This window comes from Variovorax sucrosi (assembly GCF_051216635.1).
In the GTDB taxonomy this organism is placed as follows: Bacteria; Pseudomonadota; Gammaproteobacteria; order Burkholderiales; family Burkholderiaceae_C; genus Variovorax.
The window spans coordinates 291,722-311,954 of the sequence record NZ_JBPJZU010000009.1; the positions used below are offsets into that span (position 1 = coordinate 291,722).

A 20,233-nucleotide genomic window follows, 5' to 3' on the forward strand; every position below is an offset into this window, starting at 1 on the left:
GCTCAGTGGGCAGTCGCTTGCCGCACCGCCCGCTCCCACCGCGCCATTGCTTCATCCGCCTGCGGCCGGCCCATCGTCGGCATGAAGCGCCGCTCGACCCGCCACAGGGTCGACAGCTGTTCGATGTCCTTGAAGAACCCCGTCGACAGCCCCGCCAGATAGGCCGCCCCCAACGCCGTGGTCTCGGTGACCTCGGGGCGCAGCACCGGGATGCCGAGCAGGTCGGCCTGGAACTGCATCAGCAGGTCGTTCACGCAGGCGCCGCCGTCCACGCGCAGTTCGGCAACGGGTGCGCCCCCGGCCGCCACCGCATCGCGGCTCATGGCCTGGAGCAGGGCGGCGCTCTGGTAGGCGATGCTTTCCAGCGCGGCGCGGGCGATGTGCGCGACGGTCGTGCCGCGGGTCAGGCCCGTGATCGTGCCGCGCGCCTCGGCGTTCCAATAGGGCGCGCCGAGGCCGGTGAAGGCCGGCACCATCATCACGCCACCCGAGTCGGGCACGCTCTCGGCCAGGCCCTGCACCTCGGCGCTGCCCTTGATGGCCTGCAGGCCGTCGCGCAGCCATTGCACGACGGCGCCGCCGACGAAGACGCTGCCTTCCATGGCGTACTGCGGCTGCGCGCTGGTCTGCGCGGCGCTAGTCACGAGCAGGCCGTTGGCGGAAGGCCGGAACGCGTCGCCGGTGTGCATCAACAGGAAACAGCCAGTGCCGTAGGTGTTCTTGGCCATGCCGGGGCCGAAGCAGGCCTGGCCGAAGAGGGCGGCCTGCTGGTCGCCGGCCACGCCGCCGACGGGCAGCGAGCGGCCGAACAGCGCGGCGTCGGTGTCGCAGAAGTGCGCGCTCGACGGCTTGACCTCCGGCAGCAGCGCGGCGGGGATGTCGAGCGCCTCGAGCAGGTCGGCATCCCAGGCGTTGTCATGCACGTTGAAGAGCATCGTCCGCGATGCGTTGCTCACGTCGGTGACGTGCACCTTGCCGCCGGTGAGCTGCCACATCAGCCAGCTGTCGACCGTGCCGAAGGCCAGTTCGCCGCGCTGGGCCTGCTCCCGCGCGCCGGGCACGTTGTCGAGCAGCCAGCGCAGCTTGGTGCCGGAGAAATAGGCGTCGATCACCAGGCCGGTCTTGTCGCGGATGGTGTCGGTCAGGCCGTCTTCGCGCAGCTGCGCGCACAGTGGCTCGGCGCGGCGGTCCTGCCAGACGATGGCGTGGTGCACCGGCTGGCCGGTCTGGCGGTTCCACAGCAGCGTGGTCTCGCGCTGGTTGGTGATGCCGATGGCGTGGATGTCGGCCGGCTGCAGCCTGGCCTTGGCCAGCACCTCGTGCGCCGTGGCGAGCTGGCTGCGCCAGATCTCCATCGGGTCGTGCTCGACCCAGCCGGGTTGCGGGTAGATCTGCGGCAGCTCGCGCTGCGCGACGGCGACGATGCGGCCTTCGTGGTCGAACACGATGCTGCGCGAGCTGGAGGTGCCCTGGTCGAGGGCGAGCAGGTAGGTGGTCATGGTCAAGCACTCATTCGTTGTCGCGTGCGATCTCGCAGCGCACCTGGGCACTGTCGAGCAGCGCAGGGAAGGGCGGGGGCGGCTCCGCGTCGGTGAAGAGCCGGTCGATCTGGGACAGCGTGCCCAGCTGGATCATCGCCGGCCGGTTGAACTTGCTGGCGTCGGCCGCCAGCCAGACCTCGCGCGCCTGGGCGATGATGGTCTGCGCCACCTTCACCTCGCGCAGGTCGAAGTCGCGCAGCGAGCCGTCCGACTCGATGCTCGACACGCCGATCAGCGCGATGTCGACCTTGAACTGGCGGATGAAGTCGATGGTGGCCTCGCCCACCACCGCGCGGTCGCGCGGCCGCACCGAACCGCCGGCGACGATCACTTCGCAGGCGGTGTTGCCGCTCAGGATGGTCGCCACGTTCAGGTTGTTGGTGATCACCCGCAGGCCGGTGTGGCGCATCAGCTCGCGCGCGATGGCTTCGGTCGTGGTGCCGATGTTCAGGATCAACGAGCAGTCGTTCGGCACCCGAGCGGCCACCGCACGCGCGATGCGCACCTTGCCCTCGGCATGCAGCGACGCGCGCTGCACATAGCCGATGTTCTCGGTGGTCGAGCTCGGCACCCGCACGCCGCCGTGGAAGCGCGCGAGCAGGCCTTCGTCGGCCAGCCGCTGCACGTCGCGCCGCACCGTCTGCAGGGTCACGCCCAGCATCTCCGCCAGCTCGTCCACCGTCGCGGCGCCGCGCTGGCGCACGGTGTCGAGCAGGTTGATCTGGCGGGGATTGGGGTTGGGAAGGGCCATGTGCGGACAAAGGTCGCCACTTTATAGAACGAATCGAAACGAATCCATCTAAGGGAAAACTACGAGCAAAATCGCGTCCAAAGGAACCAAAATGAAGCAAGACGAAAGCCCTGCAGCCCCCATTTCCGAACGATCCCACCCTCTGACGGATGCCTCCCTGGTGAACGATTCCATCGCCTCTCCCGCTGCCAAGGCGCCTGCCGCGCCCATCGATTGCGACGTGCTCGTGGTCGGCGGCGGCATCAACGGCTGCGGCATCGCCCGCGACCTGGCCGGCCGCGGCTGGCGGGTCGTGCTGTGCGAGAAGGACGACCTCGCCTCGCACACCTCGTCGTCTTCCACCAAGCTGATCCATGGCGGCCTGCGCTACCTGGAGTACTACGAGTTCTCGCTGGTGCGCAAGGCGCTGCAGGAGCGCGAAGTGCTGCTCAAGAGCGCACCGCACATCATGTGGCCGCTGCGCTTCGTGATGCCGCACGACCCGTCGATGCGCCCGGCCTGGATGATCCGCATCGGCCTGTTCATGTACGACCACCTGGCCAAGCGCGAAGTGCTGCCGGGTTCGCGCTCCGTCGACCTGCGCACGCATCCGTCAGGTGCGCCGCTGAAACCGAGCTTCCGCCGCGGCTTCGTCTATTCCGACGGCTGGGTCGACGATGCACGGCTGGTGCTGCTCAATGCGCTCGACGCCCGCGCTCGCGGCGCGCAGGTGCTGACCCGCACCCGCTGCGTCAGCGCGCAGCGCGGCGCCACCGGCTGGACCGCCACGCTCGAAAGCCCGCAGGGCCAGCAGACGGTGAACGCGCGCGCGGTGGTCAATGCCGCCGGCCCCTGGGCCGAGGCCTTCCTGCGCGGCGTGGCGCATTCGGCCAAGGGCGAAGCGCTTGCCACCAAGAGCCTGCGGCTGGTCAAGGGCAGCCACATCGTGGTCAAGCAGGTGTTCACCCACGACCACGCCTACATCTTCCAGAACCCCGACAAGCGGATCATCTTCGCCATCCCCTATCAGGACGAGTTCACCCTGATCGGCACCACCGACATCGAACTCAAGGGCGACGACCCCGGCGCCGCGAAGATCAGCGAGGAAGAGATCGCCTACCTCTGTGCGCAGGCCAGCCGCTACTTCGAGAAGCCGATCACCCCGGCGGACGTGGTCTGGACCTATTCGGGGGTGCGGCCGCTGCTCGACGACGCCTCGGGCGACCCGTCGGCGGTCACCCGCGACTACCTGCTCGAAACCAACACCGCCGCCGCGCCGATGCTGTCGGTCTGGGGCGGCAAGATCACGACCTTCCGCAAGCTCGCCGAGGACGCGGCCGACGAAATCGGCAAGATGCTGGGCGAGGACAGAACGCAGCGCCCGGCTTGGACCGACGGCGCCTTCCTGGCCGGGGGCGACCTGTCGGCCTGGATCGGCCCGCCGAGCCGGCCCGACGACGATTTCGGCCGCTTCGTCGGCGCGGTGAAAAAGCGCTATCCATGGCTCGATGCCACACTGGCGCGGCGCCTGGCACGGGCCTACGGCGCCCGCATCGGCGAGCTGATCGGCAGTGCGCAAAGCACCACCGACCTGGGCGACGAAGTGGCGCCGGGCCTGTTTGCACGCGAACTGCGTTTCCTGCAGGAACAGGAATGGGTCATGACCGCGGACGATGCGCTGTGGCGTCGCTCCAAACTGGGATTGCACTACACCGCCGCACAACGCGGGCAGGTCGGCGCCTGGCTGCAGGCGCACCCGGCCACGGCGGCCACCGTGCCGGCCTGAGACCATGAATCGAACCACGGGGATAACCGGATGCAACTGACACTCGAGCGCGTCACCAAGAAGGTGGGCGCCCAAACCTGGCTCTACGAGCAGAGCATCGCGCCGCAGCCCGGCGCGGTGACGGTGCTGCTCGGCGCCACGCAGGCCGGCAAGACCAGCCTGATGCGGCTGATGGCCGGCCTCGACACGCCCAGCGCGGGGCGGGTGACCGTCGACGGCCATGACGTGACCGGCATGCCGGTGCGCGAGCGCAACGTGGCCATGGTGTACCAGCAGTTCATCAATTACCCGTCGTTGACCGTCGCCGACAACATCGCATCGCCGCTCAAGCTGCGCGGCGAGAAGAACATCGAGGCGCGCGTCAAGGCGCTCGCGGACAAGCTGCACATCGGCATGTTCCTGCAGCGGCTGCCGGCGGAGCTGTCTGGCGGCCAGCAGCAACGGGTCGCGCTGGCCCGCGCGCTGGCGAAGAACGCGCCGCTCATGCTGCTCGACGAGCCGCTGGTCAACCTCGACTACAAGCTGCGGGAAGGCCTGCGCGAGGAGCTCACCCAGCTGTTCGCCACCGGCGACTCCACCGTCATCTATGCCACCACCGAACCCGGTGAGGCGCTGCTGCTCGGCGGCTACACCGCGGTGATGGATGCGGGCGAACTGCTGCAGTACGGGCCGACCTCCGAGGTCTTCCATGCGCCGCAGTCGCTGCGCGTCGCGCGTGCCTTCAGCGATCCACCGATGAACCTGTTGCCCGGCACCGCGACGCCCGAGGGCGTGCAGCTGGCGGGTGGTCCCTTGCTGCCGATGGCGTTGCCGGTCGGCAGCGGCGGGGCGGTGACCATCGGCCTGCGCGCCAGCGCGCTCGACGTGCAGGCGGTGCCGGGTGGCATCGCCTTGCCCGGCAAGGTCGAGCTGGCCGAGATTTCCGGGTCCGACACCTTCGTGCATGTGCACACCGCCGTCGGCGAACTGGTGGCGCAGCTCACCGGCGTGCACCGCTTCGAGCTGGGCACCGCCATCACGCTGCACTTCAGCGCCACCCAGGCCTATGTCTTCGACGCCGGCGAGAAGCTGGTGGTAGCGCCGGCCTGGCGCAAGGGAAACTGAATATGGCCCGCATCGACCTCGACCTGGCGCATGCCTACCGCGCCAACCCCACGCAGGACAGCGACTATGCGCTGCTGCCGTTGAAGATGAGCTTCCGCGACGGCGGCGCCTACGCGCTGCTCGGGCCCTCGGGCTGCGGCAAGACCACCATGCTCAACATCATCTCGGGCCTGCTGGTGCCGTCGCACGGCAGCGTGTCCTTCGACGGCCGCGACGTCACCCGCGCCAGCCCGCAGGAGCGCAACATCGCCCAGGTGTTCCAGTTCCCTGTCATCTACGACACCATGACGGTGGCCGAGAACCTCGCCTTTCCGCTGCGCAACCGCAAGGTGCCGGCCGAGCAGATCAAGAAGCGCGTCGGCGAGATCGCCGAGATGCTGGACATGAGCGGCCAACTCGACCAGCGGGCCGCCAACCTGGCTGCGGACGCCAAGCAGAAGATCTCGCTGGGCCGCGGCCTGGTGCGCAGCGACGTGTCGGCGGTGCTGTTCGACGAGCCGCTGACGGTGATCGACCCGCACCTCAAGTGGCAGCTGCGGCGCAAGCTCAAGCAGATTCACCGCGAGCTCAAGCTGACCCTGATCTACGTGACGCACGACCAGGTCGAGGCGCTGACCTTCGCCGAAGAGGTGGTGGTGATGACGCGCGGCAAGGCAGTGCAGGTCGGCAGCGCCGAGGCGCTGTTCGAGCGGCCGGCCCATACCTTCGTCGGCCACTTCATCGGCTCGCCGGGCATGAATTTCCTGCCTGCCACCAGCAGCAGCGGCGGTGCGCTGGACATCGGCGGCACGCGCCTGCAGGCCAGCCGCCCCTTGCCCGAAGGTGCGCTGAAGCTCGGCATCCGTCCCGAATACCTGCGCATCGCTGCCGCCGGCACGCCGGGTGCGGTGCCGGCGACGGTCACGCAGGTGCAGGACGTGGGCACCCACGCGATGCTCAGCGCCGACGCGGCCGGCACCCGCGTCAAGGCCCGCCTTCACAGCGACCTGCAGCCGCCGGCGGTGGGCGACACCGTCTGGCTGCGGGTGCTCGACACCCACACCTGCTACTACCGCGACGAGGAGCTGGTTGCATGAGCGCCGCGCCGGGCCGCCCCAAGCAAGCTCGCACCGCAGTGCGCAGCACGGAGGTATCTTGATGAACGCCACCAACAAACCCATCAACCAGAAGGCCTGGTTCCTGATCCTGCCGGTGCTGATCTGCGTGGCCTTCTCGGCCATCGTGCCGCTGATGACGGTGGTGAACTACTCGGTGCAGGACATCATCTCGCCCGAACGGCGCGTGTTCGTCGGCACCGAGTGGTTCGCGGCGGTGATGCGCGACGGCGAACTGCATTCGGCGCTCTACCGCCAGCTCGGTTTCTCGCTGTCGGTGCTGCTGGTCGAAATCCCTTTGGGCATCTGCCTCGCGCTGTCGATGCCGGCCACCGGGTGGAAGGCCTCGGCGGTGCTGGTGATCGTGGCGCTCTCGCTGCTGATCCCCTGGAACGTGGTGGGCACCATCTGGCAGATCTACGGCCGGGCCGACATCGGGCTGCTGGGCTATGCGCTGCAGAAGATCGGCATCGACTACAGCTACACCGGCAACGCGACCGATGCCTGGCTCACGGTGCTGGTGATGGACGTCTGGCACTGGACGCCGCTGGTGGCCTTGCTCTGCTACGCCGGCCTGCGCTCCATTCCCGACGCGTACTACCAGGCGGCGCGCATCGATGGCGCCAGCAAGTTCGCGGTGTTCCGCTACATCCAGCTGCCCAAGATGCGCGGCGTGCTGATGATCGCGGTGCTGCTGCGCTTCATGGACAGCTTCATGATCTACACCGAACCCTTCGTGCTGACCGGCGGCGGTCCGGGCAATGCGACCACCTTCCTGTCGCAGTACCTCACTCAGAAGGCGGTCGGCCAGTTCGACCTCGGGCCGGCCGCGGCCTTCTCTCTGATCTATTTCCTGATCATCCTGTTGCTCTGTTTCATCCTCTACAACTGGATGCAGCGCGTGGGCACGCAGCAAGTGGAGGTCGAGCAATGAACGACAAGCGCTTTCACAAACGCAGCATCTTCCTGCTGCTCTACATCCTGTTCGCCCTGTTGCCCATCTACTGGATGATCAACATGAGCTTCAAGACGAACGAGGAGATCCTCTCGAGCTTCTCGTTCTTCCCGCAGCATTTCACCTGGGCCAACTACGCGCGGATCTTCACCGACGAATCCTGGTACTCGGGCTACATCAACAGCTTGATCTACGTCGCGATCAACACCGTGATCTCGCTCACCGTGGCGCTGCCGGCGGCCTATGCGTTCTCGCGCTATTCCTTCCTCGGCGACAAGCACGTCTTCTTCTGGCTGCTGACCAACCGCATGACGCCGCCTGCCGTGTTCCTGCTGCCTTTCTTCCAGCTCTACAGCACGGTCGGGCTGATGGACACCCACCTGGGCGTCGCGCTGGCGCACCTGCTCTTCAACGTGCCGCTGGCGGTGTGGATCCTGGAAGGCTTCATGAGCGGCATCCCGCGCGAGATCGATGAGACGGCCTACATCGACGGCTATTCGTTCCCGCGCTTCTTCCTCACGATCTTCCTGCCGCTCATCAAGGCGGGTGTGGGTGTGGCGGCCTTCTTCTGCTTCATGTTCAGCTGGGTCGAGCTGTTGCTGGCGCGCACCTTGACCAGCGTGAACGCGAAGCCGATTGTCGCGACCATGACGCGCACCGTGAGTGCATCGGGCATGGACTGGGCCACGCTGGCCGCGGCTGGGGTGCTGACCATCGTGCCCGGTGCGATCGTCATCTGGTTTGTTCGCCACTACATCGCAAAAGGCTTTGCGATGGGTCGCGTTTGAGGAAGACATGATGTTTGATTGGATGGTCTGGACCACGCCGGTGACGGTGTTCTTCGTCTGCATCGCGCTCATGCTCGCCGGCATGACGGTGTGGGAAATGAAATCACCCACCACGCTGCGCCGTGGCTGGCTGCCGATGGAAACCACCCGTGGCGACCGGCTCTTCATCGGCCTGCTGTCGGCGGCCTACCTCAACCTTGTCTTCATCGGCCTTGCGGGCAAGTTCCAGGAATGGATGGGCCTGGAGGCCGAGCCATCGATCTGGATCAGCTTCGTCCTGTCGATGGGCTTGCTCGCTCTGGTCATGCGAAAGGCCTGAGCGCGAACGATTCGAGGAATCCGGCTCTCCGCCGCCCCGGAGCCGCGATCCGAACCACCGGGGGGCAACAACCGAGGAGACAACTCATGAAGATGCGCTACACGGCATTGGCACTGGCAGCGGCGATGTTCGCCGCGCAGGGTGCGTCGGCGGCAGAGGCCGACGCCAAGAAATGGATCGACAGCGAATTCCAGCCGTCGACCCTCAACAAGGACCAGCAGACGGCCGAGATGAAGTGGTTCATCGACGCGGCCAAGAAGCTGCAGGCCAAGGGCGTGAAGGAGATCTCGGTCGTCTCCGAAACCATCACCACGCATGAATACGAATCGAAGACGCTGGCCAAGGCCTTCGAGGAAATCACCGGCATCAAGGTGAAGCACGACCTGATCCAGGAAGGCGACGTGGTCGAGAAGCTTCAGACCTCGATGCAGTCGGGAAAGTCGATCTACGACGGCTGGATCTCCGACTCCGACCTGATCGGTACGCACTACCGCTACGGCAAGATGATGAACCTGACCGACTACATGGCCGGCACGGGCAAGGAGTTCACCAACCCCGGCCTCGACCTCAAGGACTTCATCGGCACGAAGTTCACCACCGCGCCCGACGGCAAGCTGTACCAGCTGCCCGACCAGCAGTTCGCCAACCTCTACTGGTTTCGCGCCGACCTGTTCGCCCGCCCCGACCTGAAGGAGAAGTTCAAGGCCAAGTACGGCTACGACCTGGGCGTGCCGCTCAACTGGAGCGCCTACGAGGACATCGCCGAGTTCTTCAGCGTGGACGTGAAGACCATCGACGGCAAGCCGATCTATGGCCACATGGACTACGGCAAGAAGGACCCGTCGCTCGGCTGGCGCTTCACCGACGCATGGCTGTCGATGGCCGGCACCGCCGACATCGGCAACCCGAACGGCATGCCGATCGACGAGTGGGGCATTCGCGTGGGCGATGACAAGTGCACGCCGGTGGGCGCTGCCGTGTCGCGTGGCGGTGCGACGAACTCGCCGGCCGCCGTGTACGCGCTCACCAAGTACATCGACTGGATGAAGAAGTACGCGCCCAAGGAGGCCATGGGCATGACCTTCGGCGAATCCGGCCCGGTGCCGGCGCAGGGGCAGATCGCCCAGCAGATCTTCTGGTACACGGCCTTCACCGCCGACATGACCAAGAAGGGCCTGCCGGTGGTGAACGAGGACGGCACGCCCAAATGGCGCATGGCGCCGGGCCCGAACGGCCCGTACTGGAAGCAGGGCATGCAGAACGGCTACCAGGACGTGGGTTCGTGGTCCTTCTTCAATGGCCACGACGCCAACAAGACGGCGGCCGCCTGGCTCTACGCGCAGTTCGTCACCTCCAAGAGCGTCTCCCTCAAGAAGACCATCGTGGGCCTGACGCCGATTCGCGAATCGGACATCCAGAGCAAGGCGATGACCGACCTGGCGCCCAAGCTCGGTGGCCTGGTCGAGTTCTACCGCAGCCCGGCGCGCGTGGCCTGGACGCCCACCGGCACCAACGTGCCCGACTATCCGAAGCTCGCGCAGCTCTGGTGGAAGAACGTGGCCGAGGCGGTGACGGGCGAGAAGACCCCGCAGAAGGCCATGGACAACCTGGCCGACGAGATGGACAACGTGATGGCCCGCCTCGAACGCGCCGGCATGGCCCACTGCGCGCCCAAGCTCAACGCCAAGGGTGACCCGAACAAGTGGCTGAGCGACAAGAACGCGCCATGGAAGAAGCTTGCCAACGAAAAGCCGAAGGGCGAGACCATCGACTACAACAAGCTGCTGACGGCCTGGAAGGATGGCAAGGTGCGCTGAGCATCCCGGCTTTCCTGTCAGTCAACGAGGGCTGCTGCACCGCAAGGGGCAGCAGCCCTTGCCGTTTCGGGGTCGGCGCCGCTTTGATAGCCTGTGCGCTTCGCCCTCGTCCTGTCTGGACGTCACGGAGTTGCACGATGCAGAGACGCCGAATGGCTGGCCTGGCCCTGTTGCCCTTGTTCGGTGCCGCAGCCCAGGCGGCGGACCTCGCCGAAACGCTCCGCCGCGGCCGCTGTGCGCTGTTGCTGCGCCATGCCGGCACCACCGCAGGCATCGGTGATCCGCCGGGCTTCACCCTCGAGCGCTGCAACACGCAGCGCAATCTCAGCGAAGAAGGCCGGGCCCAGGCGCAGCGCATCGGCGCCTGGTTCGACGCTAAGCGCTTGAAGCCCGCCGCGGTGCGGACCAGCGCCTGGTGCCGATGCCGCGACACCGCGCAGCTCGCCTTTGCCCAGGCGCTGCATTGGGCGCCGCTCGACTCCACCTTCGAGAACCGCTCGCTGACGCCGGCCGCGACGCAGGCCTTGCGCAGCGCGTTGGCCGCCTTGCCCGCGGGGCGCTTCGAGGTGTGGGTGACGCACCAGGTGAACATCACGGCGCTGACCGGTGAGTTCGTCCAGATGGGCGAAGGCCTGGTAGTCGATGCGGCCGGCGCGCTGCAGGGCCGCAGCCGCTTCGACTGAGTCAAGGCGCCATCACTGCGCCATCGCTGCCTTGACCTCGTTGCCCAGGTCGAGCACCGACATCGCGTAGTAGCTGCTCCAGTTGTAGCGGGTGATCACGTAGAAGTTCTGGGTGCCTGCGACATAGCTGGGCGACTCGGCGCCGTTCTGCAGTTCGATGAGCGCGAGCAGGCCCGGGAACGACTGCGTGTCGCCTTCAAGCACCGCGCCGGCCGCCATGAAGCTGTCGGCGCTGAAGGTCGGCTTGATGTCGGGCGCCATCAGGGTCGGCATCTGCAGGCGCGCCGTGTCGAAGCGCACCGGGAAGGTCGACGGCATGCCGCGCTGCCAGCCGAAGCCCTTGAAGTAGCTGGCCACCGAGCCGATCACGTCGGCCGGGTTGTTGACCAGGTCGATGCGGCCGTCGCCATCGAAGTCGACCGCGTACTTGGCCATGCTGCTCGGCATGAACTGCGGCATGCCCATGGCGCCGGCGTAGCTGCCCAGCGGCGCCAGCGGGTCTTCGGCGGTGCGGCTTTCGGTGCTGAGAAAGCTTTCGAGTTCGCCCCGGAAGAAGGCCACGCGCTCGGCGGCGCGCGGGTGCGCCTGCGGGAAGTCGAACGACAGCGTGGCCAGTGCGTCGATGACGCGGAAGTTGCCCATGTTGCGGCCGTAGATGGTCTCGACGCCGATGATGCCGACAACGATCTCCGGCGGCACGCCGTATTCGGCCTCCGCGCGTGCGAGCGTGGCCGCGTTGTCGCGCCAGAAGCGCGCGCCGGCGGCGATGCGCACCGGGTCGATGAAGCGGCTGCGGTAGACGCGCCAGTTCTTCGCGGTGCCGCTGGGCGCCGGCGCCATCAGTCGCGGCACGTTGGGCAGCAGGCGGGCCGCGCCGATGGTGGCGCGCACCCAGTTGCGGTCGAGGTTGCGCCGGACCGCCACGTCGTCGGCGAAGCGCATCGCGTCGTCGCGCGTGGCGTAGGGGATGGTGCCGCGCACGGCGGTGACGGCGCGGCGGTCGCCGTTGGCCTGTGCCGATGCGGGGCTGGACGAAAAGGCGCCGAAGGCGAAGAGGGCGGCCAGCAGTGCAGGGGCCATCGGAGAGGAGCGTCGCATCGGTCGATTGTGACGCGCTGCCGGCGGGCATCCGGCACCCGACACCAGCGGTTTCAACGCGGCCAGGCGATCGTGCGGAATTCGGCACGCAGGGCCGGCAGCCCGGCCTCGGGCGTCTTCGCGTAGCGCTGGGCTTCCAGCCGCAGCAGCCAGTCGTGCACCGGCTGGCCGGCCGCGCCGAAATGCGCCACCGCCTGCGTCGCGATCTGCCGCGGCGGCGCGGCCTCGGGCAGCACGAGCCCCGCCTTCTCCAGCCGTTGCCGCGCCCGGCCCAGCAGGCGCAGCCACGGGTCGTGCCGGCTGCGCTCCCACAGGGTCCAGCCGGCGCCCGCCAGGCTGGCGGCGATCAGCACCCAGAGCAGCACGGTCGCCAGGTCCTGCAGGCTGGGCGCTTCGAAACCGATGTTCTTCAAGAGGTCGAGCTGGCGGCTCTGCGTGTAGTTGAGCACCCACTGGTTCCAGCCGTTGTTGACCGCTTCCCACGCCGCGCGCAGGTTCTGCGCCAGCGTCGGGCTCATGGTGCCGATGGCGCCGGCGAAGAGACCCGGCTGCGCCGCCAGCCGCTGGAAAGCCCCGATGCGGCCGGGCGATACGGAGGCGGTCGGGTCGACGCGGGTCCAGCCCTTGCCGGCTTCCCACACCTCGGCCCAGGCATGGGCGTCGGCCTGGCGCAGCACCCAGTAGTCGTCGACGCCGTTGAGCTCGCCGCCCTGGTAACCGGTGACGATGCGCGCCGGAATGTCGAGCGCGCGCATCAGCACGACGAAGGCCGAAGCGATGTGCTCGCAGAAGCCGGCCTTGCGGTCGAACCAGAACTCGTCGGCCGTTTCGTTGCCGTACAGGCCGGGCTCCAGCGTGTAGGTGTAGCCGCCGGTGCGCAGGCGTTCGAGCGCGGCCTGCACATACGCGGGCGTGGCGGCGCCGGCGAGGGCCGGGTCGGCCTTCATCTGCGCAGCCAGGGCGACCGTGCGCGGGTTGGAGCCCGGCGGCAGCGCGACATAGCGCTGCAGGGCGCCGGTGCGCCGCAGCGGGCCGCTCTGGAACTGCGGGTAGCTTTCGGCCCGGTAGCGCAGCAGGTCGCCGATGGCGCGGTTGGCCATCCACTGCAGGTCGGGCGTCGCCATGACGCGCAGGCCGGGGATCTCGGGCGGCTTCACCGGCGCGTCGAGCGCCAGCAGCCAGGGGCGGTTGCTCGGCTCCAGCGTGACCTCGTAGCCGACCGGATCGCCCTGCACGCGCAGCTCGGCGCGGAGGAAGCCGCGTTCCCACGGCGGCGGTGCGGTCCATTCGCGGCCGTCGAAGTCCGACAGCACCGGGCCGCGGAAGTACAGGTCGCGCTGCGGCGGCGCGCGGCCGCCGTCGAACTTGACGCGGGCGGCGATGCCATCGTCGAGCGCGAGCTGCGCGATGCTCCCCACGCGCATGGTGTTCGACAGCCCGCTGCGCCCGGTCATCTCGTCGTTCGGCGTGCCCCACAGCGGCGCCATGCGCGGGAACAGCATGAAGAGCGCCAGCATGATCGGCGCGCCCAGCAGCGCCATCCAGCCGGCGGTTCGCGCGGCCTGCGCCAGCGGCGGCCGGCCGACCGGCATGTGGGCGTTGACCAGCGCCGTCAGCAGGCCCAGCAGGGCGAGCAGCATGGCCACGGCGGTGAGCAGCGACTGCGAACTGAAGAAGTTCGTCAACATCGCGAAGAAGCCGAGGAAGAAGATGACGAAGGCGTCGCGTCGCGCCCGCAGCTCCAGCGTCTTGAGCGCGAGCAGCACCACGACCAGCGTGACGCCGGCCTCGCGGCCCAGCACCGTGCGGTAGGTGGCGAAGGTGGCGGCCAGCGCCACGGCCAGCAGTGCCACCAGCCACCAGCGGCCGGGCAGGGGCCGCGACTGCACGGCCAGCGTGCCGCGCCAGGCCAGCACGATGGCCGTCAGCAGGGTGCACCACCACGGCAGGTTGGGCACCTGCGGCAGCAGCACGACGCCGATCACGCCGAGCAGGAACAGCGTGTCGCGTGCGTCGCGCGGCAGGGCGCCGAACCAGGCGGTCATCCGCATGTGGCGAGCACCTCCAGGCAGCGGCGGCGGTGCGCCTCGCCCTGCGATGGCGGCACCTGCTGCCCGGCCACGCGCAGGCCGTAGTCGACGCCGAGCCGGTCGGCCATCAGCACCCAGGCGCACAGGCGCGAGATGCGGGCTTCGAGCTCGGGCAGGCCGGCGTTCTGCGCGTCGAGCCAGAGCTCCTGGCGCTGCGCCTGCTGGGTGTCGCGGCTGAACAGTTCGTCGGAGCCGGCCGCCTGTGCGCGCGCCGCCTTCTTCCAGACCACCAGCTTCAGCGGGTCGCCGCGTCGGTAGGCGCGCACGCCGTCGTATTCGCCGGCGCTGGCGGCACGGGCGACCGCCGCGCTGGCGTCGCCGGCCAGCGGCTCGCCGGCCGGCAGCGCGGGCGGGTGCGGCTCCGGCGCGGGGTACACCAACAGCGACGAGGCCGGACGCCAGACGGTCCAGACGCGGAAGGCACCCAGCGGGAAGCGCGTCTCTGCCGTGAGCGGCGGCACCGCATGCAGGCCGCGCCGCGCGGGCTGGAAGGCGATCTCGACCGTCTCGCTGCCCTGCGCCGGCACGTCGCACCAGGCCCAGTGCCCGCTGCCGTGCACCGCCAGGCCGATGCCGTAGCGCCTGCTCCGCCGCGCGTTGTGCAACACCACGCGGAAGACCGCCGCGCTGCCGGCGTACTGCGGTTCCGGCGGCATGAGGTGCATCGACAGGCCGCGCAGCGTGGCGTGGCTCACATGCATGCCGACGGCGACGCAGCCGGCCAGCATGAAGGTCAGCAGGTAGCCGAGGTTGAGCTGGTAGTTGATGGATGCGACCAGCAGCACGAGCAGCGTGGCGGCCAGCATCCAGCCGGCGCGGCTGGGGACGATGTAGACGTTGCGCTGCGTCAGCGCCAGGGTGTCGCTCGGCGGCCGGCGCGACAGGAACCAGCCGTCGATGCGCCGGCGCGTGGCCGCCAGCGGGTTCACGGCAGCGCGTTCATGGCAGTGGCACGGCCGCGATCATGGCGCGCACCTGCTCGAAGGCGCCGCGGCCGGCATCGCCGACGGGCGTCACGCGGTGCGCCATCGTCTGCGGCAGCACCGCCTGCACGTCGTCGGGCGCCACGTAGTCGCGGTTGGCGAGCAGCGCCTGCGCCTTGGCGGCGCGCAGGATGGCGATGCCCGCGCGCGGCGACAGGCCCTGCAGGAACCAGCGGCCGTTGCGCGTGGCGGCGATCAGGTCCTGCACGTAGTTCAGCAGCGCATCGGCCGCATGCACTTGCTGCACGCGCTGCTGCAGCGCCTGCAGTTCGCCGGCCGTCAACAGCGCCGGCAGGCCGGCCAGCATCTCTCGCCGGTCGGCACCTGCCAACAACTCGCGTTCGGCGGCGCGGTCGGGGTAGCCGATCGAGATGCGCATGAGGAAGCGGTCGAGCTGCGACTCAGGCAGGGCGAAGGTGCCGAGCTGGTCGTGCGGGTTCTGCGTGGCGATCACGAAAAAGGGCGTGGGCAGCGGCCGGGTCTCGCCCTCGATCGTCACCTGCTTCTCTTCCATCGCCTCGAGCAGCGCGCTCTGCGTTTTCGGACTGGCGCGGTTGATCTCGTCGGCCAGCAGCACCTGCGAGAAGATCGGGCCGGGATGGAACACGAAGGCCTGCTGGTTGCGGTCGTAGATGGCCACCCCCGACAGGTCGCCGGGCATCAGGTCGGCGGTGAATTGCACCCGCGAAAACTGCAGGCCGAAGGTGTGCGAGAGCGCATGGGCGAGGGTGGTCTTGCCCACCCCTGGGACGTCTTCGATGAGCAGGTGGCCGCCGGCCAAAAGGCAGGCCACGCAGTCGCGCACCTGCGCCTCTTTGCCCACGATCACCGTGTTAAGCTGACCCAGCAAACTGGCGAGCTTCGCGGCGACGTCCATTTTTGTATCCATATGCAAACAATACCGCATGGCCGTCCGGCCCCACGCGGCGTGAGGTCGCCCGGTGCGGCTTCGGCAACAGAGACATGGGTAAAACGGGCTACTACACACACCGCGACTGCTGGAAACACGACATGGGCGGTGGGCATCCGGAATGCCCCGAACGGCTCGACGCCATCGAAGACCGGCTGCTGGTTACCGGCGTGGGCGACGCCCTCGAGCGCGGTGACGTTCCGCTCGCCACGCTGGCGCAGATCACACGGGCCCACAGCGAAGCGCACCTCGAACACCTGGAAGAACTGAGCCAGCGGCTGATTGCCGACGAGCCCGCCGGCGGCCCGGCGCAGGCCATGGTCGACCCCGACACGTCGTTGATGCGCCACACGGTGCTGGCCGCGCGGCGTGCGGCCGGCGCCGCCATCGCGGCGACCGACGCGGTGATGGCCGGCGACATCGAAAATGCCTTCTGCGCCGTGCGCCCGCCCGGCCACCACGCTTGCCGCGAGCAGGCGATGGGCTTTTGCTTCCTGAACAACATCGCCATCGCGGCGCGCCATGCGCTCGAGGTGCATGGCCTTGAGCGCGTGGCGGTGGTGGACTTCGACGTGCACCACGGCAACGGCACCGAGGACATCCTGGCCGGCGACCCGCGGGTGCTGATGGTCGGCATCTTCCAGCACCCGTTCTACCCCTTCGGCGACATCGACCACCCGGCCGCCAACATGCTCAACCTGCCTGTTCCGGCCTACACGAAGGGCATGGACGTTCGCGAGCTGATCGAGATGATGTGGATGCCGCGCCTGGAGGAATTCAAGCCGCAGATGATTTTCATCAGTGCCGGCTTCGACGCCCACCGAGACGACGACCTGGGCCAGTTGCGGCTCAACGAAAACGACTTCGCCTGGATCACCGAGCGTGTGCGGGACGTGGCCAAGCGCCATGCGCACGGCCGCATCGTGTCGATGCTCGAAGGCGGCTACAACCTGGATGCCCTGGCCCGCAGCGTGGAGGCGCACGTCCGCGTGCTGGCGGACCTGTGATGAACCTCGACGACTTCATGGCCCGCCTGGGCCAGGTGCAGGCGCGCAGCCTGTGGATCGAACTGGCGGCGCTGGTTGCTTGCGTGGCGCTGGCCTGGGCCGTGACGCGGTGGTTCGGCCGCGACCAGCCCAAGGATTCGATCTGGTTCGGCGAGCGTACCTTCGACGGGTTGCTGTTCCCGCTGCTGGCACTGGTCGCCACCGACCTCGCGCGGCGTTTGGTGCTCAATTACCAGGTGGTCGTGGTGCTGCGCATCGCGGTCTCGGTGTTCGTCGCGCTGGTGGTGATTCGGCTGATCGCGCGCGTCATGCGTGCGGTGTTCCCGGGCTCAGCGCTGGTGCGGCTGGTGGAGCGCACCGTGTCGTGGATCGCCTGGGTCGGCGCGGTGCTGTGGATCGTCGGCCTGCTGCCGCCGGTGCTGGCCGAACTCGACCAGATCACCCTGTCCTTCGGCAAGACCCGGGTGAGCGTTCGCACCATCTTCGAAGGCGCGCTGTCGGCCGGCCTGGTGCTCGTGATCGCGCTGTGGATTTCGAGCACGGTCGAGAAGCGCATCCTGCGCGAAGCCGTGACCGACCTGTCGATGCGCAAGGTGGCGTCGAACGCGATCCGCGCCTTCCTGCTGCTGATCGGCCTGCTGTTCGCGCTGTCGGCGGTGGGTGTCGATCTCACTGCGCTGTCGGTGCTCGGCGGTGCGGTCGGTGTCGGCCTGGGCTTCGGTCTGCAGAAACTGGCGGCCAACTACGTGAGCGGCTTCGTGATCCTGCTGGAGCGCTCGATCCGCATCGGCGACAACGTGAAGGTCGACAACTTCGAAGGCCGCATCACCGACATCAAGACACGTTACACGTTGATCCGCGCCGGCAATGGGCGCGAGGCGATCGTGCCGAACGAGTCGCTCATCACGAGCCGGGTCGAGAACCTGTCGGTCGCCGACCGCAAGTTCAACATCACGACCGCCATCGTGGTCGGCTACGAGAGCGACGTGGCGCAGGTGCAGGCCATCCTGGTCGGGGCGGCGACGGCGCAGTCGCGCGTCATGGCTGACCCGGAGCCGATCGCCTTCCTCACCAACTTCGCGCCCGACGGGCTGGAGTTCACGCTGCACTTCTGGGTAACCGACCCCGACAAGGGCAAGGACAACGTGCGCTCGGCGATCAACATCGCGATGCTCGAGGGCCTGCGCGCCGCGAAGATCGACATTCCCTATCCGCAGCGCGTGCTGCGCGTCGAGTCGCTCCCCGAAGGCTTCTCACGCCCTGAAGTCGCGCCGTTATAATCAGATAAAAGCACGACCGTTCTTTTTTTCTGAAGGTGGCTCACGAGGCCTGTGTCCATTGGGACAATCCTCCGAAAAGGGTCGTCCTAGAATGACCGGCTGCCCCGAGGCAAACAGTTTTGCAATCCATGGAGTCACACCAATGAAGGTTCTGGTCCCAGTCAAACGGGTCGTCGACTACAACGTGAAGGTTCGCGTGAAGTCCGACGGCACCGGCGTCGATATCGCCAACGTCAAGATGAGCATGAATCCCTTCGACGAGATCGCCGTCGAAGAGGCGGTCCGCCTGAAGGAGAAGGGCGTCGTCACCGAGGTGATCGCCGTCTCGTGCGGCGATGCGAAGTGCCAGGAAACCCTGCGCACCGCCATGGCCATCGGCGCCGACCGTGCCATCCTGGTCGAGACCACCGAAGAACTGCAGCCGCTGGCCGTGGCCAAGCTGCTGAAGGCGCTGGTCGACAAGGAACAGCCGCAACTCATCATCCTCGGCAAGCAGGCCATCGACGATGACGCCAACCAGACCGGCCAGATGCTCGCCGCGCTGGCCGACCTGCCGCAGGCCACCTTCGCGTCGAAGGTCGAAGTGTCCGGCACGGATGGAGATAGAAGGGTCAGCGTGACGCGCGAAGTCGACGGCGGTGCCGAGACGCTGTCGCTGTCGCTGCCGGCCGTCATCACGACCGACCTGCGCCTGAACGAGCCGCGCTATGTGACGCTGCCCAACATCATGAAGGCCAAGAAGAAGACGCTCGACGTCTTCAAGCCCGAAGACCTGGGCGTGGACGTCAAGCCGCGCCTGAAGACGCTCAAGGTGAGCGAGCCGCCCAAGCGCGGTGCCGGGATCAAGGTGGCCGACGTGGCCGCCCTGGTGGACAAGCTCAAGAACGAAGCGAAGGTGATCTGACCATGACCGCACTTGTTATTGCCGAACACGACCACGCGACCGTCAAGCCCGCGACCCTCAACACCGTGACTGCGGCACTCGCCTGCGGTGGCGAGGTGCACGTGCTGGTCGCCGGGGCCAACGCCGCCGAAGCAGGCAAGGCCGCGGCGCAGATCGCCGGCGTGAGCAAGGTCATCGTCGCCGACAGCCCGTCGCTCGCCGAGAACCTGGCAGAGAACGTGGCGGCGCAGGTGCTGGCCATCGCCTCGAACTACAGCCACATCCTGTTCCCCTCGACCGCCAACGGCAAGAACGTGGCCCCGCGCGTGGCCGCCAAGCTCGACGTTGCGCAGATCAGCGACATCACTTTGGTTGTCAGCCCAGACACCTTCGAGCGCCCGATCTACGCCGGCAACGCCATCGCGACCGTGCAGAGCAGCGATGCGATCAAGGTCATCACCGTGCGCACGACCGGCTTCGACGCCGCCGCGACCACGGGCGGCACCGCGACGGTCGAGACGGCCGACGGCGTGGCCGACAGCGGCAAGTCGAGCTTCGTCGGCCGCGAGGTCACGAAGAGCGAGCGGCCCGAACTCACCGCGGCCAAGATCATCGTGTCGGGTGGCCGCGCGCTGGGCAGCGCCGAGAAGTTCAACGAGGTGATGGCGCCGCTGGCCGACAAGCTCAACGCCGGCCTGGGCGCCTCGCGCGCCGCGGTCGACGCGGGCTACGCGCCCAACGACTGGCAAGTGGGCCAGACCGGCAAGATCGTCGCGCCGCAACTCTACATCGCCGCGGGCATCTCGGGCGCGATCCAGCATCTGGCAGGCATGAAGGATTCCAAGGTGATCGTCGCGATCAACAAGGACGAAGAAGCGCCGATCTTCTCGGTGGCCGACTATGGCCTGGTGGCCGATCTGTTCACGGCGGTGCCGGAACTGACGAAGGCCTTGTAAGGCTTGGCACTGCCTGGCAACCGCGTCGACAAAGGGCATCGTTCGCGATGCCCTTTTCACATCCGAACCCTGGAGACAAGACATGAGCTACATCGCGCCCATCAAGGACATGCTGTTCGACATCGAACACCTGGCCCGCATCGAAGAGATCGCCAAGTTGCCCGGCTTCGAGGACGCGGGCCTCGACACCGCGCAGGCGGTGCTGGAGG

General features: G+C 67.9%; 19 protein-coding genes. 13 read left to right on the forward strand and 6 right to left on the reverse strand.

The annotated features are described in order from the left end of the window. Window positions 1–2 precede the first annotated feature (2 nt). Together glpK and ACSFBE_RS19090 are read right to left on the reverse strand one after the other, a co-directional pair. Entirely contained in the window at window positions 3–1,499 is a 1,497-nt protein-coding gene (gene glpK / locus ACSFBE_RS19085; protein ID WP_435491977.1) for a glycerol kinase GlpK, read from the reverse strand. A gap of 10 nt (window positions 1,500–1,509) precedes the next feature. Further along, window positions 1,510–2,292 carry a DeoR/GlpR family DNA-binding transcription regulator gene (locus ACSFBE_RS19090; RefSeq protein WP_435491978.1) on the reverse strand — a complete coding sequence of 261 codons (783 nt, stop codon included), beginning with the start codon at window positions 2,290–2,292 and terminating at the stop codon, window positions 1,510–1,512. A gap of 91 nt (window positions 2,293–2,383) precedes the next feature. Here ACSFBE_RS19090 and glpD point away from each other — a divergent pair, with 91 nt between their 5' ends. The 8 genes from glpD (at window position 2,384) to ACSFBE_RS19130 (ending at window position 10,817) form a co-directional block, all read left to right on the forward strand. Continuing rightward, a complete protein-coding gene (glpD, locus tag ACSFBE_RS19095) occupies window positions 2,384–4,057 on the forward strand; it encodes a glycerol-3-phosphate dehydrogenase (RefSeq protein ID WP_435491979.1) in 1,674 nt (557 codons plus the stop codon). Window positions 4,058–4,087: 30 nt separating this feature from the next. Beyond that, a complete protein-coding gene (locus tag ACSFBE_RS19100; RefSeq protein ID WP_435491980.1) occupies window positions 4,088–5,161 on the forward strand; it encodes an ABC transporter ATP-binding protein in 1,074 nt (357 codons plus the stop codon). 2 nt (window positions 5,162–5,163) lie between these two features. After that, window positions 5,164–6,237: an ABC transporter ATP-binding protein gene (locus tag ACSFBE_RS19105; RefSeq protein ID WP_435491981.1), complete on the forward strand. Its 1,074-nt coding sequence runs from the start codon at window positions 5,164–5,166 to the stop codon at window positions 6,235–6,237. A gap of 61 nt (window positions 6,238–6,298) precedes the next feature. Further along, entirely contained in the window at window positions 6,299–7,189 is an 891-nt protein-coding gene (locus ACSFBE_RS19110) for a carbohydrate ABC transporter permease (RefSeq protein ID WP_435491982.1), read from the forward strand. Further along, a complete protein-coding gene (locus ACSFBE_RS19115; protein ID WP_435491983.1) occupies window positions 7,186–7,998 on the forward strand; it encodes a carbohydrate ABC transporter permease in 813 nt (270 codons plus the stop codon). The genes ACSFBE_RS19110 and ACSFBE_RS19115 overlap by 4 nt, the downstream gene beginning before the upstream one ends. Window positions 7,999–8,008: 10 nt before the next feature. Further along, window positions 8,009–8,317, forward strand: coding sequence for a DUF2160 domain-containing protein (locus tag ACSFBE_RS19120; protein ID WP_435491984.1), 309 nt, complete (start codon window positions 8,009–8,011; stop codon window positions 8,315–8,317). An 86-nt stretch (window positions 8,318–8,403) separates the two neighbouring features. Continuing rightward, a complete protein-coding gene (locus ACSFBE_RS19125; protein ID WP_435491985.1) occupies window positions 8,404–10,134 on the forward strand; it encodes an ABC transporter substrate-binding protein in 1,731 nt (576 codons plus the stop codon). Between the two features lie 137 nt (window positions 10,135–10,271). After that, on the forward strand, window positions 10,272–10,817 hold the full coding sequence (locus tag ACSFBE_RS19130; RefSeq protein WP_435491986.1) for a histidine phosphatase family protein: 546 nt from the start codon (window positions 10,272–10,274) through the stop codon (window positions 10,815–10,817). 12 nt (window positions 10,818–10,829) lie between these two features. Here the strand turns inward: ACSFBE_RS19130 and mltB are convergent, their stop codons facing one another. The 4 genes from mltB to ACSFBE_RS19150 are packed head-to-tail and all read right to left on the reverse strand — an operon-like array spanning window position 10,830 to window position 15,865. Beyond that, a complete protein-coding gene (mltB, locus tag ACSFBE_RS19135; protein WP_435491987.1) occupies window positions 10,830–11,915 on the reverse strand; it encodes a lytic murein transglycosylase B in 1,086 nt (361 codons plus the stop codon). Between the two features lie 53 nt (window positions 11,916–11,968). Beyond that, entirely contained in the window at window positions 11,969–13,966 is a 1,998-nt protein-coding gene (locus ACSFBE_RS19140) for a transglutaminase TgpA family protein (protein ID WP_435491988.1), read from the reverse strand. Beyond that, window positions 13,957–14,934: a DUF58 domain-containing protein gene (locus tag ACSFBE_RS19145; protein ID WP_435491989.1), complete on the reverse strand. Its 978-nt coding sequence runs from the start codon at window positions 14,932–14,934 to the stop codon at window positions 13,957–13,959. Before ACSFBE_RS19145 ends, ACSFBE_RS19140 begins: the two co-directional genes overlap by 10 nt. 10 nt (window positions 14,935–14,944) lie before the next feature. Further along, complete coding sequence (locus ACSFBE_RS19150; RefSeq protein WP_435491990.1) at window positions 14,945–15,865, reverse strand: AAA family ATPase; 921 nt, start codon at window positions 15,863–15,865, stop codon at window positions 14,945–14,947. An 86-nt stretch (window positions 15,866–15,951) separates the two neighbouring features. On the opposite strand from ACSFBE_RS19150, the gene ACSFBE_RS19155 reads away from it, so the two are divergent. The 5 genes from ACSFBE_RS19155 to ACSFBE_RS19175 all read left to right on the forward strand — a co-directional run. Further along, window positions 15,952–16,905, forward strand: a complete 954-nt coding sequence (locus tag ACSFBE_RS19155; RefSeq protein WP_435491991.1) for a histone deacetylase family protein — start codon at window positions 15,952–15,954, stop codon at window positions 16,903–16,905. Continuing rightward, window positions 16,905–18,185, forward strand: a complete 1,281-nt coding sequence (locus ACSFBE_RS19160; RefSeq protein ID WP_435491992.1) for a mechanosensitive ion channel family protein — start codon at window positions 16,905–16,907, stop codon at window positions 18,183–18,185. The genes ACSFBE_RS19155 and ACSFBE_RS19160 overlap by 1 nt, the downstream gene beginning before the upstream one ends. Before the next feature lie 142 nt (window positions 18,186–18,327). Then, the gene (locus ACSFBE_RS19165) at window positions 18,328–19,089 is read left to right on the forward strand and encodes an electron transfer flavoprotein subunit beta/FixA family protein (protein WP_435491993.1); all 762 of its coding nucleotides are present in this window, start codon (window positions 18,328–18,330) and stop codon (window positions 19,087–19,089) included. 2 nt (window positions 19,090–19,091) lie between these two features. Further along, window positions 19,092–20,024, forward strand: coding sequence for an electron transfer flavoprotein subunit alpha/FixB family protein (locus tag ACSFBE_RS19170; RefSeq protein ID WP_435491994.1), 933 nt, complete (start codon window positions 19,092–19,094; stop codon window positions 20,022–20,024). Window positions 20,025–20,106: 82 nt separating this feature from the next. Further along, window positions 20,107–20,233: acyl-CoA dehydrogenase N-terminal domain-containing protein (locus tag ACSFBE_RS19175; protein WP_435492011.1), on the forward strand; the 127-nt coding region annotated here is incomplete at its 3' end.

Bases quoted from the DNA above. Each gene is read 5' to 3' on its own strand.
- glpD (WP_435491979.1), top strand. From the start codon at position 2,384: ATGAAGCAAGACGAAAGCCCTGCAGCCCCCATTTCCGAACGATCCCAC.
- ACSFBE_RS19125 (WP_435491985.1), top strand. From the start codon at position 8,404: ATGAAGATGCGCTACACGGCATTGGCACTGGCAGCGGCGATGTTCGCC.
- ACSFBE_RS19160 (WP_435491992.1), top strand. From the start codon at position 16,905: ATGAACCTCGACGACTTCATGGCCCGCCTGGGCCAGGTGCAGGCGCGC.
- ACSFBE_RS19140 (WP_435491988.1), bottom strand. From the start codon at position 13,966: ATGCGGATGACCGCCTGGTTCGGCGCCCTGCCGCGCGACGCACGCGAC.
- glpK (WP_435491977.1), bottom strand. From the start codon at position 1,499: ATGACCACCTACCTGCTCGCCCTCGACCAGGGCACCTCCAGCTCGCGC.
- ACSFBE_RS19165 (WP_435491993.1), top strand. From the start codon at position 18,328: ATGAAGGTTCTGGTCCCAGTCAAACGGGTCGTCGACTACAACGTGAAG.
- ACSFBE_RS19105 (WP_435491981.1), top strand. From the start codon at position 5,164: ATGGCCCGCATCGACCTCGACCTGGCGCATGCCTACCGCGCCAACCCC.
- ACSFBE_RS19115 (WP_435491983.1), top strand. From the start codon at position 7,186: ATGAACGACAAGCGCTTTCACAAACGCAGCATCTTCCTGCTGCTCTAC.
- ACSFBE_RS19090 (WP_435491978.1), bottom strand. From the start codon at position 2,292: ATGGCCCTTCCCAACCCCAATCCCCGCCAGATCAACCTGCTCGACACC.
- mltB (WP_435491987.1), bottom strand. From the start codon at position 11,915: ATGCGACGCTCCTCTCCGATGGCCCCTGCACTGCTGGCCGCCCTCTTC.
- ACSFBE_RS19150 (WP_435491990.1), bottom strand. From the start codon at position 15,865: ATGGACGTCGCCGCGAAGCTCGCCAGTTTGCTGGGTCAGCTTAACACG.
- ACSFBE_RS19110 (WP_435491982.1), top strand. From the start codon at position 6,299: ATGAACGCCACCAACAAACCCATCAACCAGAAGGCCTGGTTCCTGATC.
- ACSFBE_RS19130 (WP_435491986.1), top strand. From the start codon at position 10,272: ATGCAGAGACGCCGAATGGCTGGCCTGGCCCTGTTGCCCTTGTTCGGT.
- ACSFBE_RS19120 (WP_435491984.1), top strand. From the start codon at position 8,009: ATGTTTGATTGGATGGTCTGGACCACGCCGGTGACGGTGTTCTTCGTC.
- ACSFBE_RS19170 (WP_435491994.1), top strand. From the start codon at position 19,092: ATGACCGCACTTGTTATTGCCGAACACGACCACGCGACCGTCAAGCCC.
- ACSFBE_RS19100 (WP_435491980.1), top strand. From the start codon at position 4,088: ATGCAACTGACACTCGAGCGCGTCACCAAGAAGGTGGGCGCCCAAACC.
- ACSFBE_RS19155 (WP_435491991.1), top strand. From the start codon at position 15,952: ATGGGTAAAACGGGCTACTACACACACCGCGACTGCTGGAAACACGAC.